This window comes from Microlunatus speluncae, assembly GCF_009299835.1.
GTDB classification, from domain to species: domain Bacteria; phylum Actinomycetota; class Actinomycetes; order Propionibacteriales; family Propionibacteriaceae; genus Microlunatus; species Microlunatus speluncae.
On the sequence record NZ_VKCZ01000020.1, the window covers coordinates 317,465 to 333,852 of the forward strand.

The following is a 16,388-nucleotide window of genomic DNA, read 5'->3' on the forward strand; positions in this document are numbered from 1 at the left end:
AGGTGGCCCCCGATCATGCCTTCGCCCCGTACGTCCTCGCGCCCGACCTCCGTCTGGGCGCCGGTCGCCGCCCTGACCCTGCTCGCCGTGACCGCGCTGGCCGCCTGCTCGCCCGGGCCGGCCGGCGGAGGCACCAATCAGCCGGGCGGTGATCAGGGCGGCGGTGCGCTGGTGGTCGGCGTGACGTCGGACCCGGACACCCTGTTTCCCTGGAAGGCGACGCAGTTCCAGGCGATCAACGTGGTGCAGAACCTGTACAGCACGCTGACCGAACTGGACACCAACCTCGAGGTGGTGCCGGGGCTGGCCGAGGAGTGGCAGACCGCGCCGGACGGGACGTCGATCACGTTCCAGCTGCGGGACGGGATCAAGTTCGCCGACGGCTCCGAGCTCGACTCGGCCGACGTCAAGGCGTCGCTGACCCGGATCCAGGACGAGAAGACCGCCGCCGTGGCCGCGGCCACCCTGGCCTCAGTGACCGGCATCGAGGCGCCGGATCCGGGCACGGTCACACTCGAGCTGAGTGCGCCGGACGCCGGCCTGCTGTCCGGCCTGGCCAGCATCAACCTGGCGATCATCTCGACCGAGGACAGCGAACAGAGCCTGACCACCAAGGCCAACGGCAGCGGACCGTTCACCCTCGGCGAGCGGGTGCCGAGCGAATCGCTGACCCTGCAGGCCAATCCCGGCTACTGGGGCACCGCGCCCAAGATCGACTCGGCGGAGTTCCGGGTGATCCCGGACGAGGCCTCGATCGTCTCCGCGCTGCAGTCGGGCAACGTCCAACTGGCCGTGTTCGACGACCCGCTGGTGGCCAAGACGGCCGAGTCCGGTGACGTGTCGTTGATCAAGACGCCGCAGTTGAGCTACCACGCGCTGCAACTGAACGCCCGCCGCAAGCCCTTGGACAACAAGTTCGTCCGGCTGGCGATCCAATGCGCGATCGACCGGCAGGCCGTCCTCGACACCGCGGCGATGAGCGAGGGTGAGGTGACCGGCCCGATCACCTCGCCGGCCTACAAATCCGATCCGAACGCCCGGCCCTGCCCGCAGCGCGACCTGGCCAAGGCCAAGGACTACCTGGCCCAGGCCGGTCACCCGGACGGGTTGACGATCAAGACCATCGTCTCCCAGGGCGAATACGCGACCTCGGTCGCCGAAGCGCAGGCGGTCGCCGCGCAGCTGGCCGAGGCCGGCATCACGCTGACCATCGAGCCGATGGAGATCGGCACCTTCGTCGACCGCTGGGTCGCCGCCGACTTCGACACCGCGATCGCGCTGAACGGCGGCCGCCCCGATCCCGACGGGATGTACGGCCGCTACTTCACCAGCACCGGGAACCTGAACAAGGTCGCCGGCTTCGCGTCGCCGGAGTTGGACGCCCTCTTCGCCGAGGGCCGGGTGAGTCAGGACGAGGCGAAGCGGAAGCAGCTCTACGCCGACGTGTCCCGGCAGCTGGAGGACAACGCGGTCTGGATCTGGCTGTTCACCAGCTTCAGCTACACCGCCACGACCGGCGACGTCGGCGGGTTCACCCCGATGGCCAACGGATCGATGCAGAGCCTGCGCGACGTCACCTTGAAATGATCATGCTGCGCCGGCTGGTCCGGCACTCGATCGCGCGCCGAGTGATCGAAATGGTGCTCACCCTGCTCGGCGTCGCCGTGCTGGTGTTCATCATGCTCCGGGCGATCCCCGGTGATCAGATCACCGCGTCGCTCGGCACCGAGGCGGCGGCGCTGACCCCGGAGCAACGGGACGCGCTCGCCGCCTACTACGGCATCGACCAGCCGCTGCCGGTGCAGTTCCTGTCCTGGTTGGGAAATCTGCTCACCGGCAACCTCGGCGTCTCCCAGCGGACCGGGCAGACCGTGCTGGACATGACGGCCCACGCGTTGCCGATCACGGTCGAGCTGGGGGTGCTGTCGCTGCTGGTCGGATTGATCATCGGCGTCCCGCTGGCCATGATCAGCGCCTCCCGGCCGGATTCGCTGCGGGACGGGGCCGGGCAGGCGGTCGGCCTGGCCGGGCTGAGCATCCCGGCCTTCCTGCTCGGCTCGGCGCTGCTCGCCGCCTCGGCCCGGTTTCTCGGCTACAACCCCAACGCCGAACGCTTCGCCACCCTGCTGCAGGACCCCGGCCGCAATCTGCAGCAGCTGCTGATGCCGGCTCTGGTGCTCGGCTTCGGCATTGCGGCCCCGATCATGCGGACCGCCCGGTCGGCGCTGCTCGAGGTCCGGGCCCAGGACTTCGTCCGGACCGCCGAGGGCAAGGGTGTGCCGCCGGGACGGATCCGGCTCCGGCACGTGCTGCGGAACGCCCTGGTGCCGATCGTGACCATGACCGGCATCCAGTTCGGCTATCTGCTCGGCGGCGCCGTCGTGGTGGAACAGATCTTCTCCGTCCCCGGCATCGGCCGCCAGGTGCTGACCGGGATCAACCAGAAGGAGTACGCCGTCGTCCAGAGCACCGTGCTGGTGATCGCCTTGGCCTTCGTCCTGGTCAACCTCGCCACCGACGTGCTCTATCGCATCATCGACCCCCGGGTTCGGGCCGAATGATGACGCACTCCCGTTCGTTTCCTGAGCCTGTCGAAGGGCAGGTTCGATGAGCGTCGAGGGGTCGGCCGCGGCCGAATTGGAGGTGGCCGTTGGTGCGGCCGCGCGAGGTCGGGGCTCGCTGTTCGGGCGGCTGGCGCGGAGCCCGTCCGGGCTGGCCGGTTTGATCATCACGGTGATCGTGATCATGGTCGCGCTCGGCGGGTTGCTGGGCCTGTTCGGCCACGATCCGGTCGCCCAGGATGCGCTGGCGCGGCTCCGGCCGCCCTCCGCGGAGCACTGGCTCGGCACCGATCAGTTCGGTCGGGACGTCTTCGTCCGCTCGGCCGTCGGCGCCGCCAACTCACTGCTGGTCGCGGTCACCGCGGTGGCGATCGCGACCGTGCTCGGCACCGCCGGCGGAGTGCTGGCCGGCTACTTCCGCGGGCCGGGATCGCGATCCGTCCTCGGCCTGAGCAACGTCCTGTTCGCGTTCCCGCCACTGCTGCTGGCGCTGGCCCTGGCGTCGGCGTTCACCCGGACCTGGTTCACGGTGGCCGTTGCGATCGCGATCGTCTATCTGCCGATCTTCGTCCGGGTCACCCGGGGGCCGGTGCTCTCACTGCGCGAGACCAACTTCGTCCGGGCCGCGGTGGTGCTCGGCTTCGGCGTGCCGCGGATCCTGATCCGGCACGTGCTGCCCAACCTGGCGGCGATCGTGATCGTACAGGTGACGCTGTCGCTGTCCTGGGCCGTGCTGACCGAGGCGGCGCTGAGCTTCCTCGGCCTCGGCACCCCACCGCCGGCGCCGTCGCTCGGCTCGATGGTGCTGGAGGCACGCTCGCTGGTGACAGCGGCCTGGTGGACCATGGCCGCGCCCGGCCTGGTGATCGTGATCATGGTGGTCGGGCTCAACCTGCTCGGCGACGGTCTCCGAGACGCCCTCGACCCCCGACTTGTCAGAACTAGGGGACGTCATGACGTGCCCTAGTTCTGACAATTCGGGGTTGGTGTTGCGGGTGGAGGATCTTGCGGTGGCGGCCGGTGGGGTGGAGATCATCCACGGCGTGGATCTGACGTTGCGGCGCGGCGAGACCGTCGGCGTGGTCGGCGAGAGCGGCTCGGGCAAGTCGGTGACCATGCTGGCGGTGATGCGGCTGCTCGGCACGCTGGCGATCACCCGGGGCAAGATCGAGTTCCAGGGTCGTGATCTTGCTCGGCTGGGTGAGGCCGAGCTGCGCTCACTGCGCGGCCGGGAGCTGGCCATGGTCTATCAGGACCCGATGACGTCACTGAACCCGTTGATGCGGGTCGGCGCCCAGGTGACCGAGGCGCTGCTGGTGCACGGGGTGGCCAAGGAGGAGGCCCGGCAGCGTTGCCTGGAGCTGTTCCGCCGGGTCGGCATCCCGGATCCGGAGCGGACCGTGCGGGCCTTTCCGCACGAGTTCTCCGGCGGCATGCGGCAACGGGTGGTGATCGCCATGGCCCTGGCCCTGCGGCCGGCGCTACTGATCGCCGACGAGCCGACGACGGCGCTCGACGTGACCATCCAGCAACAGATCCTGGCCCTGGTCGCCGAGCTGCAACAAGAGCTCGGGATGACCACGATCTGGGTCACTCATGATCTTGGGGTGGTGGCCCGGCTGGTCGAACGGGTGATCGTCATGTACGGCGGGCGGATCGTCGAGGACGCCCCGGTCCGGGACCTGTTCGCCCGGCCGCAGCACCCGTACACGGAACGGCTGCTGGCCTCGCTGCCCAACCCGGCCGACGAATCCCGGCCGCCGCTGGCGCAGATCCCCGGCCGGCCGCCGGCGCCGGGTGATCATGACCCCGGCTGCCCGTTCCGGCCCCGCTGCGCCCAGGCCCGTCCGGAATGTACGACCAACCCGCCGCTGACCCGGCGCGGCAACACCCGGGCGGCCTGCTGGGTCCCGGTCGAGGAATGGGTCCGCTGATGCTCGAGGCGATCGAACTGATCAAGCGCTTCCCGGTGCGGGATTCGAGCGCGGAGGTGCACGCGCTCAACGGGGTCTCGCTCACCGTCGCGCGGGGCGAGACGCTGGGCATCGTCGGCGAATCCGGCTGCGGCAAGTCGACGCTGGCCGAGGTGCTGGTCCGGCTGCAACAGCCGACCTCCGGCCGGGTGATCTTGGACGGCGTGGACCTGACCGCGCTGCGCGGTGCGGAGTTGCGCCGGCAGCGGCGGAAGATCCAGCTGGTCTTCCAGGACCCGTACTCCTCGCTGCAGCCGCGGCAGACGATCGGCCGGACCCTGACCGAGGTGCTGCGGGTGCACCGGATCGGCGCGACCGCCGCGGCGCGGGCGGGCCGGATGCGTGAGCTGCTTGATCAGGTCGGGCTCGCGCCCGGGCATGCCGATCGCTACCCGCACGAGCTCTCCGGCGGTCAGCGGCAGCGGGTCGGCATCGCCCGCGCCCTCGCGGTCGAACCGTCCGTGCTGCTGCTCGACGAGCCGGTGTCGGCGCTGGACGTCTCGGTCCGGGCCGAGGTGATGAACCTGCTGGCCCGGCTGCGCGACGAGCTCGACCTGGGCTTCCTGTTCATCAGCCACGACGTCGCGATGGTCCGCCAGCTCAGCGATCGGGTGGCCGTGATGTATCTCGGCCGGATCGTCGAGCAGGGTCCGTGGCGGCCGGTGCTGGACGCCCCGATCCATCCGTACACGTCGGGATTGCGAGGCGCGGTGCCGATCCCCGATCCGGCGATCGAGCAGCCGATCACCGCGACGGTGATCGGCGAAGTGCCCAATCCGGTCGATCCGCCGGCCGGCTGCACGTTCCATCCGCGCTGCCCGTTGGCCGAGGAGCGCTGTGCCGAGGAGGAACCGAGCCTGACCGAGCTGGCGGCCGATCATGCCGCGGCGTGCCATGTGATGGCACGGCGCTTGATCAACTAGCGATCAGCTGCGGGTGATCACCGAGCCGGTGCCGTACCGGCTCCAGACGTCGTTGCAGGCCTCGCAGGCGCTGGCCGGGATGATGCCGACCCGCATCAGCAGCGCGAACATCCAGCAGCCGGCGCAGAACCCGACCACCGACTCCAGGGTGGCGAAGATCAACAAGATCACGATCAACACCGTCGCGGCCGTGGTCAGGCCGAAGGCCAGGCTGAGCACCGCGGCGACTGTGGTCAAGATCAACCCGATCGCCTGGGCGAACCGTTTCGGCGGGCCCGGAACGAACTTCGGCAGCCCCAGTCGTGGCGCGATCACCTGCGTCGCCAGCCGGCCGAGCAGGCTGAACCGCGGACCGGACGCGACCCGAGCCGCGAATCCGACTGCCAGCAACACGATCAACCAGGGCCAACCGGTGATCAAGGTCAGCCCGGCCAGCAGGACCACACCGCCCGCAACGACCCGCGCCGCCTTCTCGTTGACCGGATTGGGGAATTCCCACACCGACGCCATGGAATAACCCTAGGGCGATCCCGCGGCCGCCGACCAGGCGTCCGGTCCGTGAGACACCGGTCTCGTTCGTGGTCGTACGGACCCCTGATGACGGACCGTGCAGGGATGACCGAGCGACCCGACCTGACGCAACGGACCGGCCCCTTCTGGGACGGCGTGAACGGACGGCTGCCGATCCCCCAGGCGGCCCTGACCCTCGGCTTCGAGTTCCTCGACGCCGATCCGGACCAGGGCACGATCGAGCTCGCCTTCACGGCGAGCGACGCGTTCACCAACCCGGCCGGCAACGTGCTCGGCGCCTTCGTCGCGGCCATGCTGTACGACACCCTGGGGCCGGCCCTGCTGGCCACCCTCGAACCGGATCGGTTCCAGGAGACGCTCGACCAGACCACCCATTTCCTCCGGCCGACCCGCCCCGGCCGGCTGCTCGGGCACGGCCGGGTGCTGCGCCGGGCCGGCGACATCGCCCATCTGGAAGCCACCCTGACCGAACTCGACGGCACCCTGATCGCCACGGCCACCGCGACCGCCCGGGTCATCCCCCTCACCGACGCCCGCACCGCCGTCTGATGCCCCACTTGTCAGAACTGAGTTGTGCCATGGGGCTACTCAGTTCTGACAACTCGGTGTTCGTCGCGGAGGAGGCCGTAGATGGCGCCGTCGTGGAAGGTGCCGTCGTCCTCCCAGGAGTAGGACCGGCGGAGGCCGTCGCGTTGGAAGCCGAGCCGGCCCAGCAGCCGTACCGACTCGTGGTTGTCGGCGATCGTCTGGGCCTCGACGCGGTTGAGCCCCATGGCGCCGAATCCGAACCGCAGCATCGCGTCCAGGGCCTCGGTCGCGATCCCACGCCCCCAGTAGTCCCGGCGCAGGTCGTAGCCGATGTCGGCGCGCCGGTGGCCCCGCTCCCAGCCGGCGAAGCCGAACAGCCCGACGGCGCGGCCCTCGTCCCGCAACGTGACCGCCCACGGGATTCCCGTCCGGCTCGCGTACTCCTGGCGTAGCTCCTCGATCAGGGCGGCGGCCTCGGCCACCGCGCGCATCGGCTCGGAGTTGTACTTCTGCACCACCGGGTCGCTGCGCCAGACGAACAGGTCGGCGGCGTCGTCGGGGCTCAGTTCGCGCAGCACCAACCGGTCGCTGGTCAGCGTCGGAAAGGTCGAGAAGTCGAAGACGTCACTCACCCCGGGTGCCTCCTGTGGTCGCCTGTCGACAGCCTGGCAGACCGGTGACTGCGCGGACAGCACCAAGGACCATTTGAGCGGTCGCTCAAAAGCTGGGCTAAGCTTGGGGTACGGACGGAGAGGACCAGATGAAGATCATCATCCCCGGTGGCAGCGGGCACCTCGGGCGCATCCTGGCGGCCGAGCTGGCACGGGCGGGGCACGAGATCGTCGTGCTGACCCGGCAACCGCCGACCGACCGCATCCCGGGCATCGTCGAGCGCGGCTGGGACGGACGGACGCTCGGCGCCTGGGCCGCGGAGCTCGACGGCGCCGACGCGGTGATCAATCTGGCCGGGCGCAGCGTCGGCTGCCGCTACACCGCGGCCAACCTGCGGCAGATGATGGACTCCCGGGTCGAGTCGGCCCGCGTGATCGGTCAGGCCATCGCGGCCGCCGCCCGGCCGCCGGCGGTCTGGCTGCAGATGAGCACCGCGACGATCTACGCGCACCGCTTCGACGCCGCCAACGACGAGGCCACCGGCGTGATCGGCGGTGCCGAGCCGGGCGTGCCCGACTACTGGGCCTACAGCGTCGACATCGCCCGAAACTGGGAGGCCGAGCAGGACCGGGCCGACACTCCGGACACGCGGCGGGTCGCGCTGCGCACCGCGATGGTGATGAGCCCGGGCCGCGGCGGCGTCTACGAGATGCTGCGGCGGCTGGCCCGGCTCGGCCTGGGTGGTCCGGTGGGCGGCGGCCGGCAGTACGTGTCCTGGATCCATGATCATGATCTGCTCCGGGCCGTACTGTTCCTGCTCGACCGCCCCGACCTGGTCGGCCCGGTCAACCTGGCCTCGCCCCATCCCTTGCCGCAGAAGGAACTCATGCGGGTGCTGCGGCGGGCGATCGGCCAGCCGATCGGCCTGCCCGCGACCCGCTGGATGGCCGAGCTCGGCGCCTTCGCCCTGCGCGTCGACACCGAGCTGCTGCTGAAGAGCCGACGGGTGGTGCCCCGCCGCCTCCTCGACGCCGGCTTCACCTTCGACTTCCCCGACTGGCCCGCAGCCGCAACTGACCTAGAACGCAAGACCCCGCCGACCCGTCACATCCGCGGCCGTTCTGGCGGCGTGTCGCAGCGGTTGTGACGGGTCGCCGGGGTTGGAGGTCGGGGCCAGTAGACGCTTGATTCGGCTCGGAGCGCCGGCTTCTCGGGAGGTGGAAGGGCGGTCGGGTGCCGGTGGACGGCCGGCAGCGACGGCAGAAACCTGGTCGCCCGCGTCCTCAGCTCGATCGGCAGGATCACCCACCGGCATCGCCAGGTCTGCCCTTCGACAAGCTCAGGGAACGGAACAAGCGGTGCGGCTTCGTCGTTCACGGCCGCCGGGCCGCGCGCCGATCAAGCCGAACGGTGTGGGATGACGGGGAGCAGGAGGGAGGAGTCGCCGAACTCGTGCCAGAGATAGCCGCGGCCGACGGCGGCGTCGTAGGCGCGCTGGGTCAGGTCGGGGCCGGCGACCGCTTCCACCAGCAGCAGGTGGGAGGCGTCGGGGTTGTGCCAGCCGGTGATCAAGCCGGACACGGCCCGGACCGGGTGGCTGGGGGAGATGATCAGATCGGTCCAGCCCATCCGCGGCCGTACGGTCCCGTCCGGATCGACCGCCGACTCGACCGCCCGGGTGGCGGTGGTGCCGACGGCGATCACCCGCCGGCGCCGGGACCGGGCGGTGTTGATCATCCGCGCCGTGGCGTCGGGCACGGAGAACCACTCCGGCATCGGTGCCTCGCCGGCCTCGGTCGAGGAAACCGTGGTGTGCAAGGTGATCGGCGCGAACTGGACGCCGGCGGAGATCAGCCGGGTCACCAGTTCAGTGGTGAACGGCCGGCCGGCGCTGGGCATCTCGGCCGAACCGGGTCGCAGTGCGAACACGGTCTGATAGCTGGCCATCGGATAGGTGCGCTTCAGATAGCCGTAGCTGATCGGCCGGGCATGATGATCAAGATGCGCCTGCGTCGCGACCGGAGTGTGTACGGCTCCGCGCCAGAGGCGATTGCCGACGCCGGTCGGCGACGAGCCCGGCTCCGGATACGGTTCGATCAGGGTCACCGTGCCGCCGGAGGTCAGCGTGATCACCTCACCCGCCTCGCCGTCGAGCACCGGCGCGGCGGCGTCCGGGTGACTGCGCAGTTCGATCACCCGGCGGCCGTCGGCCAGCCGGTTGGCGATGTGCACCACGACCGGGCCGTGGCCGGCTCGCTCGGCGTCCAGCTGGCCGGGCAGGGTGCCCGAGTTGTTGATCACCAGCAGGTCGCCGGGCACCAGCACGTCACCCAGCTCGCGGAACCGGAGATGATCGATCCCGGCGGAGCGGGCGACCAGCAACCGGACCCCGTCGCGGGTCAGGCCGCGCAGCTCCGGCGGCTCCGGGGCGGTGCCGTCGTCGGTGACCTGGAACGTCGTCCGCGGATGCTCACGCAGGATGCTCACCGGTCGGCCCCGATCAGCTCGGTCGCCCGATAGCGGCCGCTGGCCGGGCGGTCGCGGATCAGTTGCAGGAAGGCGGGAGTGATCGTCTCCGGCAGCGGCCGGTCGCTGATGTCTTCACCGGGGAACGCGGCCTGGTGCATCGCCGTCCGCAGGTCGCCGGGGTCGATCGCATACCAGCGCCGGTCCGGCTCCTCCGCGGCCAGGGTCAGCGTCAGGTGATCCAGTGCCGCCTTGCTGGCCCCGTAACCACCCCAGCCCTCGTAGTGATCGGCGGCGGCGTCGGACGAGATGTTGATGATCGTCGCGTCCGGCGCGAGATGGGGCCGGGCGCTGTTGATCAACTCCAGTGGGGCGACCAGATTGACGGCCAGGATGCGCTCGAAGGTGGCTCGGTCCAGATCCCGCAGCTGCGGCTGCGGGCTGCCGCCGAGCTCGCTGGCGTTGTTGATCAACACGTCGACCGGGCCGTCGGCGGCGGCCAGCGCGACCAGCCGGTCCCGGTGGTCCGGATCGGTGACGTCGCCGGCGAGCTGCCGGACCCGGCCGCCGAGGTCGGCCGCGGTGGCGGCCAGCGCGTCGGCGGTCCGGGCGGTGATCGTGACCGTGAACCCGGCACCGAGGAGTTCCGTGGTCAGGGCCCGGCCCAATCCGGCGGAGCCTCCGGTGATGATGGCGTTCGGCATGGTGTCCTCCTTGTGCTGGGAGGATCCAGTATTGAACTTGAAGTCAGCTTGAGATCAAGAGCGAACGCCGGGAGTGCTCTCCCGGATCACCACCGACGACTTCGCGGTCCAGGCGATGCTCATCTCACCCGCCGGGCCGGTCGGTGCACTCAGCGCGTGCCGTACCGCTTCCCGGCCGATGTCGGCGAGCGGGATCCCGACCGTGGTCAGGCCCGGGGTCACGTCCTGCACGGTCGGGATGTCGTCGTAACCGGCCACCGCGATGTCGATCCCCGGCCGCAACCCGGCCGAACGCAGTGCCGACATCGCGCCGACCGCCATCACGTCGTTGACCGCGAAGATCAATTCCAGGTCGTCCGTGCCGTCCTTGATCAACTCAAGGGCGCCGGAGTAGCCACCGTCCCGGGTGAACTCGGTGCTGATCACCCGGTGCTCCGACAGCTCGACCCCGTGCGCGGCCAGGCCATCGCGGAAGCCACGGGTCCGTTCGTTCGAGGTCTCCAGGGCATCGCCGCCACGCAGCACCGCGAACCGCCGATAGCCGAGCTCGGCCAACGCTTCGGCGAGGTGCCGGGCGCCGGCCACGTTGTCCATCGCCACGGTGCGGAACGGCAGCACCGGCTGACTGATCATGATCACCCGGCCGCCGGACCGCTCCAGCGAGGCCAGCTCCTCGATCAGCGCCGGCTGGTCGGGGTTGTCGGCGATCCGGCTGCCGGCGACGATCATGATCCGCGGCCGCTGGGCGGCCATGGTGCGGACCAGGTCGAGCTCGCGGCCGGCGTCCCGGCCGGTCGCGGCCATGGTCACCGCGAGCCCGGCGACGTCGGCCGCCTCGATCACGCCGGCGGCGATCCGGGAGAAGTACGGGTCGGACACGTCGCCGACCAACAGCCCGACGGTGGAGGTGGTGCCGCGGGCCACCGCCTGCGCGGCGTAGTTCGGCTTGTAGTTGAGTCGTTTCGCGGCAGCGAGCACCCGGGCCCGGTAGTCGTCCCGGACCCGGCGAGCGCTGCCGTTGATCGCGCGAGAGGCGGTCGCCAACGAGACGCCGGCCTCCCTGGCGACATCGTGCAGCGTGATCGGGCTCGGCCCGTTCGGTCGCGGCATGGGGTCATTGTTGCAGTCAGGACGCCGCGAGGCCGGGCAACGCGGCCAATGAAATGATGGTGGCGCAGGCTGACCGGGATCGAATCGTCGTCCCAGGAGAGGGGACCCATGTCAGATCGTCCGCCCATCACCCAACCCGGACTCGACCAGGCACTACGCTCCGCCGCGCGCGCGGCGACCGCGCTGGCCACCGCCGAACCGGCCACCCGGGCGAGCTGGCTGCGGGCGATCGCCGACGAGCTCGACGCGCACTCCGACGAGCTGGTGGCGCTGGCTCAGGAGGAGACCCGGCTGCCGCAGGCGCGGCTGGCCGGCGAGGTCAAGCGGACCACCTTCCAGCTGCGCTTGACCGCCGACGCGGTTGAGGAGGGCTCCTGGCTCGAGGTCGCGATCGACCACGCCGATCCGGACTGGCCGACCGGACCGCGGCCCGACCTGCGCCGGGTGCTGCGGGCGCTCGGCCCGGTGCTGGTGGTGGCCGCCAGCAACTTCCCGTTCGCCTTCAGCGTCGCCGGCGGGGACACCGCCTCCGCGCTCGGCGCCGGCTGTCCGGTCGTGCTCAAGGTGCACCCGGGCCATCCGCGACTGTCCGACCGCACCGGTGAACTGGTGCTCGCCGCCCTGGCCGAAGCCGGAGCGCCGGCCGGCACGTTCGCGCTGATCAGCAGCGAGGAGGATGCCCAGGCGGCGCTTCGCGACCCGCGGATCAAGGCCGGGGCCTTCACCGGATCGATCCGCGGCGGCCGGGCGCTGTTCGACATCGCGGCCGGCCGGCCCGACCCGGTGCCGTTCTACGGCGAGCTGGGCAGCGTCAACCCGGTCTTCGTCCTGCCGTCCGCGCTGCGCCGGCAGTCCGAGACCCTGTCCGGCTTCGTCGGCTCGTACACGCTCGGGGTGGGTCAGTTCTGCACCAAGCCGGGCGTGCTGTTCGCGCCGCGGAGCCAGGGCATGCTGGACGAGTTGGCCGAGCTGGTCGGCGGCGTCGCCCCGGCCCGGCCGCTGAACGACCGGATCGCCCAGGGCTTCACCGGCCGGCTGGCCGAGCTGAGCGAGCTGTGGCAGCCGGTCCGGGAGGGTTCGCACGGCGAGGACGGGCTGACCCCGTCCCTGTTCGCGACCACCATCGACGAGGCGCTGAACGATCTGGACGGCCTGTTCGAGGAGGCCTTCGGGCCGGCCTCGGTGGTCGTCGGCTACGACGATCCGGCCGAGCTGGTCGCGCTGGCCCGGCGGCTGCCCGGCCAGCTGACCGCGACCGTGCACGGCGACGAGGACGACCCGGTCGCCCCGGAGCTGCTCGGGGTCCTCGCCGCCCACGCCGGCCGGGTGATCTGGAACGGCTGGCCGACCGGCGTCTCGGTCACCTGGGCGATGCAGCACGGCGGCGGCTGGCCCGCGACCACCGCCTCGGTGCACACCTCCGTCGGCCCGACCGCGCTGCGCCGCTTCGTCGCACCGGTCGCCTTCCAGGACGTACCGGAGGCGCTGCTGCCGGCGGCCGTCCGCGACAGCAACCCGCTAGGCATCTGGCAGCGGATCGACGGCAAGCTGACGCCGCCCGCCTGACCGCTGGGCGCCGTCGGTCCCCGGTGCGATCACCTCGAGCCCGGTAGCCCTGGCGGCCTCGCCCAGTCTGCGGTCATAGGTGAGGACGGCAGCGACGTCGAGGCGTATCGCTGCCTCCAGGTGCAATGCATCGAGGGTGCGCAGATAAGGCATAGGCAGGAATCCGGCGCCGCGGTAGACAGCCCGGTCCAGTGCTGCGAGAGCCACGCCCTCGAGGATGCGGCTCACGTCCGGTTGCTCGAGCCCCTCCCGGATCGCCACTCGGCGCAATTCGGTCTCGAGCAGGTCACTGGAGACCAGCGTTGCCGGAGTCCGGTCGAGCCAGTCCAGGAGCGCTTGGCTCTCGGGCTGGTCGATCAGGAGCGCGCCGAGGGCGGACGTGTCAACATAGACGACCGGAGGAGCTGTCACAGTCGGTCCTCGCGCAGATCGTCGAGGATCGCTGCGTTGTCGCGGCCGGTCTTTCGCTCGATGGCCAGGGCTGCCCAACCGCCCTTGCGGCGTGCCGGACGAGCGATCGCCAGGGTCGGGGCGGGTGCGTCGAGCGGCACGATCCGGCCAACCGGCACTCCGCTGTTGGTCAGGACGAACGAGTGGCCCTCACTGACCGCGCGAAGAACGCGGCCGGATTCGTTGCGCAACTCTCGCTGCGAAAGGCTTTCAGGCCAAGGTTCGGCGGCGCTCATGCGACGAGCGTAGCACGCGTGCGACACCTAGCTCCCCGCTCGGCGCCGAAGTCGCCGCCGGTCCCGCTTGCCGAGCTTGATCACGTCGCCGGTGCTGATCGAGATCGACGCGTCCGGATCGGTCAGCTTGGTGCCGTTGACGGAGACACCGCCCTGGGTGATCAGCCGCAGCAGCTCGCTCCGGCTGGCTTCCGGCCGGGCCCGGCGCAGCAGTTCGATCACCGTGAGTTGATCATGATCGAGGGCGAGCGTCGGCAGGTCGACCGGTAGCTCACCCGCCGAGAACAGGCTGAGGAAAGCGGATCGTTCCCCGGCGGCCGTGGCGGCGCCGTGGTAGCGGGCGACGATCGCCTCGGCCAGATCGAGCTTCGCGTCCCTGGCCTCCCGGCCCCCGGCCGCTGCCCGCCGGGCGAGCTCGGCGACCCGATCGGCGGGTAGGTCGGAGTAGATCGTCGCGTAGGTCCCGATCAGCGGATCCAGCAGCCGCATCAGCTTGCCGAGCTTGTCGGTCGGGCTGTCGATCAGGCCGACGTAGTTGCCGAGCGACTTGGACTGCTTCGGTCCACCGTCCAGCCCCGGCGTGATCTTGGTCGTGATCACAGCCTGTGGTTCGGCGCCGAGGCGTTGTTGCAGGTGCCGGCCCATCATCTCGTTGTAGAGCTGATCGGTGCCGACGATGGTGAGATCGCTCTCCAGGGCGAAGCTGTCGTAGCCCTGCAGCACCGGGTAGATCAACTCGTGCCCCGCGATGTCCATCCCGGCGGCGATCCGCTCGGCGAACATGTCCCGCGCGATCAACCGGCCGTGAGTGACCAGGGCCAGCACGTCCAGCAGTCCGCCGACGCCGAGCGGCTCCAGCCATTCGGAGTTGCGGCGCACCTCGAACAGGTCGTCGTCGGATCGCAGCACAGTGCTGACCTGATCAAGGTACGCCGCCGCGTTCCGATCGATCTCCTCCCCGCTGAGCACCGGCCGGGTTTCGGACCGGTCGGTGGGGTCGCCGATCCTGGTGGTCACGTCGCCGAGCAGGAAGATCACCCGGTGACCGCGATCCTGCAGGTAGCGCATCAGCCACAGGTTGACCGCGTGGCCGAGATGAAGATCGGGAGCGGTGCAGTCGACGCCGTACTTGATCCGCAGCGGCCGGCCGGACTCGAGCCGTTGGACGAACGTCTCCCGGCCGACGATCTGTTCTGTGGTCCGGGCGAAATGATCAAGGATGTGCTGTGCTGCTGAAGACATGGGATTCCCTCGGTGAGCCGGATGATCAAGGATCGGGGACGGCTCTGCGGAGGGCGCCGGACGGCTAGGAGCAGGACGACAGGACCGGAGCTCCTCCCAGAGCCCGGCTATAGTCGATCGCTCGCTGCGGCACGGGCCGACCATAACATGCGACGGAGGATGCGGTGGGCGTCGACGACGAGCGGCCGGATGGCTACTCCGACCGGGAATGGCGGGACTGGCAGCGGCGCCGCGGCAACCGCGATGCCGAGGTGCGGCGGCTGCAGGCGGCCGGGCAGTGCTACCAGTGCCATGATCAACTCCTCGGCGGGACACTGCTCGGCCGGGACACCGTGATCGCCCGCCGTGGCCCGGTGCAGGCCGCGCTGTCGGCCGACCCGCGGGCCCCCGGCCACACGATCGTCGGCTGGCTGCCACACGTGCAGGACTTCCTCGGCTTGGACGAGGCCGAGACCGCGACGCTTTTCACCGCCGCCCGCGAGGTCGGACTGGCCCTGCGGGAGGCGGTCGGCTGCGAGCGGGTCTACCTGGTGACCATGTCCGACGGCGAGCTCAACCACCTGCATCTGCAGCTGATCCCGCGCTACGCCGGCACCCCGATCGGGTCCCGCCGGCTGCTCGATCCGCGCCGGCCGCTACGCGGGGCGGCCGAGCTCACCGCTGCCGTACGCACGCGCCTCGGACCCACCTGGACCGCGCCCTCCTGACCGGATCGGCGAGGCTCGACGAGCGGGAAGTTGATCTTGGTTTGAGGTGGGATTCGGGTAGGATGTTGATCATGACCTCGACGATCTCCCGGTACGACGACCATGCCGACTGGTATGTGGATTACACCCGCGAATGGGGCTCGGCCGCGACGGATTTCCTGCCCGAACCGCTGGTCGGGCAGCGAATCCTCGACCTCGGCTGCGGCTGGGGACAGCTGAGCCGGGTCCTTGCCGACCGAGGTGCCCGAGTGACCGGCGTCGACCTCTCCGAACGGCTGCTCGGGCGGGCGCGGGAGCTCGAGGCGGAGCGGCCGGCCGGCATCGAGTACCGGCACGGCGACGCGACCCGGGCGGATTGGTGGGACGGCGTCGGGTTCGACGGGGCGGTCTGCAACATGGCGCTGATGGACATGGACGACCTGGCCGGCGCGCTGTCCTCCGTGGCGACGGTGCTGGAGCCGGGCGGCTGGTTCGTCTTCACCCTGTTCCACCCGTGCTTCCCCGGTCGCCCCGGTGACGGGGCGACGCTGTCCAGCTGGCCGCCGGAAGGCGGCTACGCGACCGAGGGCTGGTGGAGCACCGAGCAGACCGGCGTCCGTGGCCACGTCGGCGCCAACCACCGGATGCTGTCGACGTACCTCAACGCCGTGCTTGCGGCCGGCCTGGAGTTCGTCCGCTTCACCGAACTCGGTGACGACATCCCGCAACGGCTCGTCGTCCACACCCGCCGCCCTGCCTAGCCCACTTGTCAGAACTGAGTTGTGCCAGGACACAACTCA

Annotated in this window: 18 protein-coding genes; 10 read left to right on the forward strand and 8 right to left on the reverse strand. The window is 70.5% G+C overall.

Annotated features, from left to right (window positions below):
* Window positions 1-15: 15 nt before the first annotated feature.
* From FNH24_RS26925 to FNH24_RS26945, 5 genes are read left to right on the forward strand one after another with little or no spacing between them, the layout of a single operon-like run.
* Complete coding sequence (locus FNH24_RS26925; RefSeq protein WP_152365320.1) at window positions 16-1,587, forward strand: ABC transporter substrate-binding protein; 1,572 nt, start codon at window positions 16-18, stop codon at window positions 1,585-1,587.
* Window positions 1,584-2,561, forward strand: a complete 978-nt coding sequence (locus FNH24_RS26930; protein WP_217428563.1) for an ABC transporter permease — start codon at window positions 1,584-1,586, stop codon at window positions 2,559-2,561. The genes FNH24_RS26925 and FNH24_RS26930 overlap by 4 nt, the downstream gene beginning before the upstream one ends.
* 46 nt (window positions 2,562-2,607) lie before the next feature.
* Window positions 2,608-3,528 carry an ABC transporter permease gene (locus FNH24_RS26935; RefSeq protein ID WP_152365321.1) on the forward strand — a complete coding sequence of 307 codons (921 nt, stop codon included), beginning with the start codon at window positions 2,608-2,610 and terminating at the stop codon, window positions 3,526-3,528.
* Between the two features lie 19 nt (window positions 3,529-3,547).
* The gene (locus FNH24_RS26940; RefSeq protein WP_246187131.1) at window positions 3,548-4,495 is read left to right on the forward strand and encodes an ABC transporter ATP-binding protein; all 948 of its coding nucleotides are present in this window, start codon (window positions 3,548-3,550) and stop codon (window positions 4,493-4,495) included.
* Window positions 4,495-5,457, forward strand: a complete 963-nt coding sequence (locus FNH24_RS26945) for an ABC transporter ATP-binding protein (RefSeq protein WP_217428564.1) — start codon at window positions 4,495-4,497, stop codon at window positions 5,455-5,457. Before FNH24_RS26940 ends, FNH24_RS26945 begins: the two co-directional genes overlap by 1 nt.
* Window positions 5,458-5,460: 3 nt before the next feature.
* Here the strand turns inward: FNH24_RS26945 and FNH24_RS26950 are convergent, their stop codons facing one another.
* On the reverse strand, window positions 5,461-5,967 hold the full coding sequence (locus FNH24_RS26950; RefSeq protein WP_152365324.1) for a DUF4395 domain-containing protein: 507 nt from the start codon (window positions 5,965-5,967) through the stop codon (window positions 5,461-5,463).
* A gap of 105 nt (window positions 5,968-6,072) precedes the next feature.
* On the opposite strand from FNH24_RS26950, the gene FNH24_RS26955 reads away from it, so the two are divergent.
* The gene (locus FNH24_RS26955; protein WP_152365819.1) at window positions 6,073-6,537 is read left to right on the forward strand and encodes a PaaI family thioesterase; all 465 of its coding nucleotides are present in this window, start codon (window positions 6,073-6,075) and stop codon (window positions 6,535-6,537) included.
* A 35-nt stretch (window positions 6,538-6,572) separates the two neighbouring features.
* Here FNH24_RS26955 and FNH24_RS26960 read toward each other — a convergent pair whose 3' ends face one another.
* Window positions 6,573-7,148, reverse strand: coding sequence for a GNAT family N-acetyltransferase (locus tag FNH24_RS26960; protein ID WP_152365325.1), 576 nt, complete (start codon window positions 7,146-7,148; stop codon window positions 6,573-6,575).
* 128 nt (window positions 7,149-7,276) lie between these two features.
* On the opposite strand from FNH24_RS26960, the gene FNH24_RS26965 reads away from it, so the two are divergent.
* Entirely contained in the window at window positions 7,277-8,275 is a 999-nt protein-coding gene (locus FNH24_RS26965; RefSeq protein ID WP_152365326.1) for a TIGR01777 family oxidoreductase, read from the forward strand.
* Window positions 8,276-8,526: 251 nt separating this feature from the next.
* On the opposite strand, the gene FNH24_RS26970 is transcribed toward FNH24_RS26965, so the two are convergent.
* The 3 genes from FNH24_RS26970 to FNH24_RS26980 are packed head-to-tail and all read right to left on the reverse strand — an operon-like array spanning window position 8,527 to window position 11,408.
* Window positions 8,527-9,615 (reverse strand): S-adenosylmethionine:tRNA ribosyltransferase-isomerase, encoded by a 1,089-nt coding sequence (locus FNH24_RS26970; RefSeq protein ID WP_152365327.1) that lies wholly within the window; start codon window positions 9,613-9,615, stop codon window positions 8,527-8,529.
* Window positions 9,612-10,298, reverse strand: a complete 687-nt coding sequence (locus FNH24_RS26975) for an SDR family oxidoreductase (RefSeq protein ID WP_152365328.1) — start codon at window positions 10,296-10,298, stop codon at window positions 9,612-9,614. Before FNH24_RS26975 ends, FNH24_RS26970 begins: the two co-directional genes overlap by 4 nt.
* A 54-nt stretch (window positions 10,299-10,352) precedes the next feature.
* Window positions 10,353-11,408: a LacI family DNA-binding transcriptional regulator gene (locus tag FNH24_RS26980; protein ID WP_152365329.1), complete on the reverse strand. Its 1,056-nt coding sequence runs from the start codon at window positions 11,406-11,408 to the stop codon at window positions 10,353-10,355.
* A gap of 108 nt (window positions 11,409-11,516) precedes the next feature.
* Here FNH24_RS26980 and FNH24_RS26985 point away from each other — a divergent pair, with 108 nt between their 5' ends.
* A complete protein-coding gene (locus FNH24_RS26985; protein ID WP_152365330.1) occupies window positions 11,517-12,974 on the forward strand; it encodes an aldehyde dehydrogenase (NADP(+)) in 1,458 nt (485 codons plus the stop codon).
* Here the strand turns inward: FNH24_RS26985 and FNH24_RS26990 are convergent.
* The 3 genes from FNH24_RS26990 to tyrS are packed head-to-tail and all read right to left on the reverse strand — an operon-like array spanning window position 12,927 to window position 14,902.
* Entirely contained in the window at window positions 12,927-13,385 is a 459-nt protein-coding gene (locus tag FNH24_RS26990; RefSeq protein WP_152365331.1) for a type II toxin-antitoxin system VapC family toxin, read from the reverse strand. The two genes, FNH24_RS26985 and FNH24_RS26990, sit on opposite strands and share 48 nt — an antisense overlap.
* The gene (locus tag FNH24_RS26995) at window positions 13,382-13,660 is read right to left on the reverse strand and encodes a type II toxin-antitoxin system Phd/YefM family antitoxin (protein ID WP_152365332.1); all 279 of its coding nucleotides are present in this window, start codon (window positions 13,658-13,660) and stop codon (window positions 13,382-13,384) included. The genes FNH24_RS26990 and FNH24_RS26995 overlap by 4 nt, the downstream gene beginning before the upstream one ends.
* Window positions 13,661-13,687: 27 nt before the next feature.
* Entirely contained in the window at window positions 13,688-14,902 is a 1,215-nt protein-coding gene (tyrS, locus tag FNH24_RS27000; protein ID WP_152365333.1) for a tyrosine--tRNA ligase, read from the reverse strand.
* Window positions 14,903-15,066: 164 nt separating this feature from the next.
* On the opposite strand from tyrS, the gene FNH24_RS27005 reads away from it, so the two are divergent.
* Both FNH24_RS27005 and FNH24_RS27010 read left to right on the forward strand, forming a co-directional pair.
* The gene (locus tag FNH24_RS27005; protein WP_152365334.1) at window positions 15,067-15,609 is read left to right on the forward strand and encodes an HIT family protein; all 543 of its coding nucleotides are present in this window, start codon (window positions 15,067-15,069) and stop codon (window positions 15,607-15,609) included.
* A gap of 71 nt (window positions 15,610-15,680) precedes the next feature.
* On the forward strand, window positions 15,681-16,349 hold the full coding sequence (locus FNH24_RS27010; RefSeq protein ID WP_161606334.1) for a class I SAM-dependent methyltransferase: 669 nt from the start codon (window positions 15,681-15,683) through the stop codon (window positions 16,347-16,349).
* The last annotated feature ends 39 nt before the right edge of the window (window positions 16,350-16,388 follow it).

What these genes read in the sequence shown, in the direction of transcription:
- FNH24_RS26925 (WP_152365320.1), top strand. Translation starts at nt 16, where the DNA reads ATGCCTTCGCCCCGTACGTCCTCGCGCCCGACCTCCGTCTGGGCGCCG.
- FNH24_RS26930 (WP_217428563.1), top strand. Translation starts at nt 1,584, where the DNA reads ATGATCATGCTGCGCCGGCTGGTCCGGCACTCGATCGCGCGCCGAGTG.
- FNH24_RS26935 (WP_152365321.1), top strand. Translation starts at nt 2,608, where the DNA reads ATGAGCGTCGAGGGGTCGGCCGCGGCCGAATTGGAGGTGGCCGTTGGT.
- FNH24_RS26945 (WP_217428564.1), top strand. Translation starts at nt 4,495, where the DNA reads ATGCTCGAGGCGATCGAACTGATCAAGCGCTTCCCGGTGCGGGATTCG.
- FNH24_RS26950 (WP_152365324.1), bottom strand. Translation starts at nt 5,967, where the DNA reads ATGGCGTCGGTGTGGGAATTCCCCAATCCGGTCAACGAGAAGGCGGCG.
- FNH24_RS26955 (WP_152365819.1), top strand. Translation starts at nt 6,073, where the DNA reads ATGACCGAGCGACCCGACCTGACGCAACGGACCGGCCCCTTCTGGGAC.
- FNH24_RS26965 (WP_152365326.1), top strand. Translation starts at nt 7,277, where the DNA reads ATGAAGATCATCATCCCCGGTGGCAGCGGGCACCTCGGGCGCATCCTG.
- FNH24_RS26975 (WP_152365328.1), bottom strand. Translation starts at nt 10,298, where the DNA reads ATGCCGAACGCCATCATCACCGGAGGCTCCGCCGGATTGGGCCGGGCC.
- FNH24_RS26980 (WP_152365329.1), bottom strand. Translation starts at nt 11,408, where the DNA reads ATGCCGCGACCGAACGGGCCGAGCCCGATCACGCTGCACGATGTCGCC.
- FNH24_RS26985 (WP_152365330.1), top strand. Translation starts at nt 11,517, where the DNA reads ATGTCAGATCGTCCGCCCATCACCCAACCCGGACTCGACCAGGCACTA.
- FNH24_RS26995 (WP_152365332.1), bottom strand. Translation starts at nt 13,660, where the DNA reads ATGAGCGCCGCCGAACCTTGGCCTGAAAGCCTTTCGCAGCGAGAGTTG.
- tyrS (WP_152365333.1), bottom strand. Translation starts at nt 14,902, where the DNA reads ATGTCTTCAGCAGCACAGCACATCCTTGATCATTTCGCCCGGACCACA.
- FNH24_RS27010 (WP_161606334.1), top strand. Translation starts at nt 15,681, where the DNA reads ATGACCTCGACGATCTCCCGGTACGACGACCATGCCGACTGGTATGTG.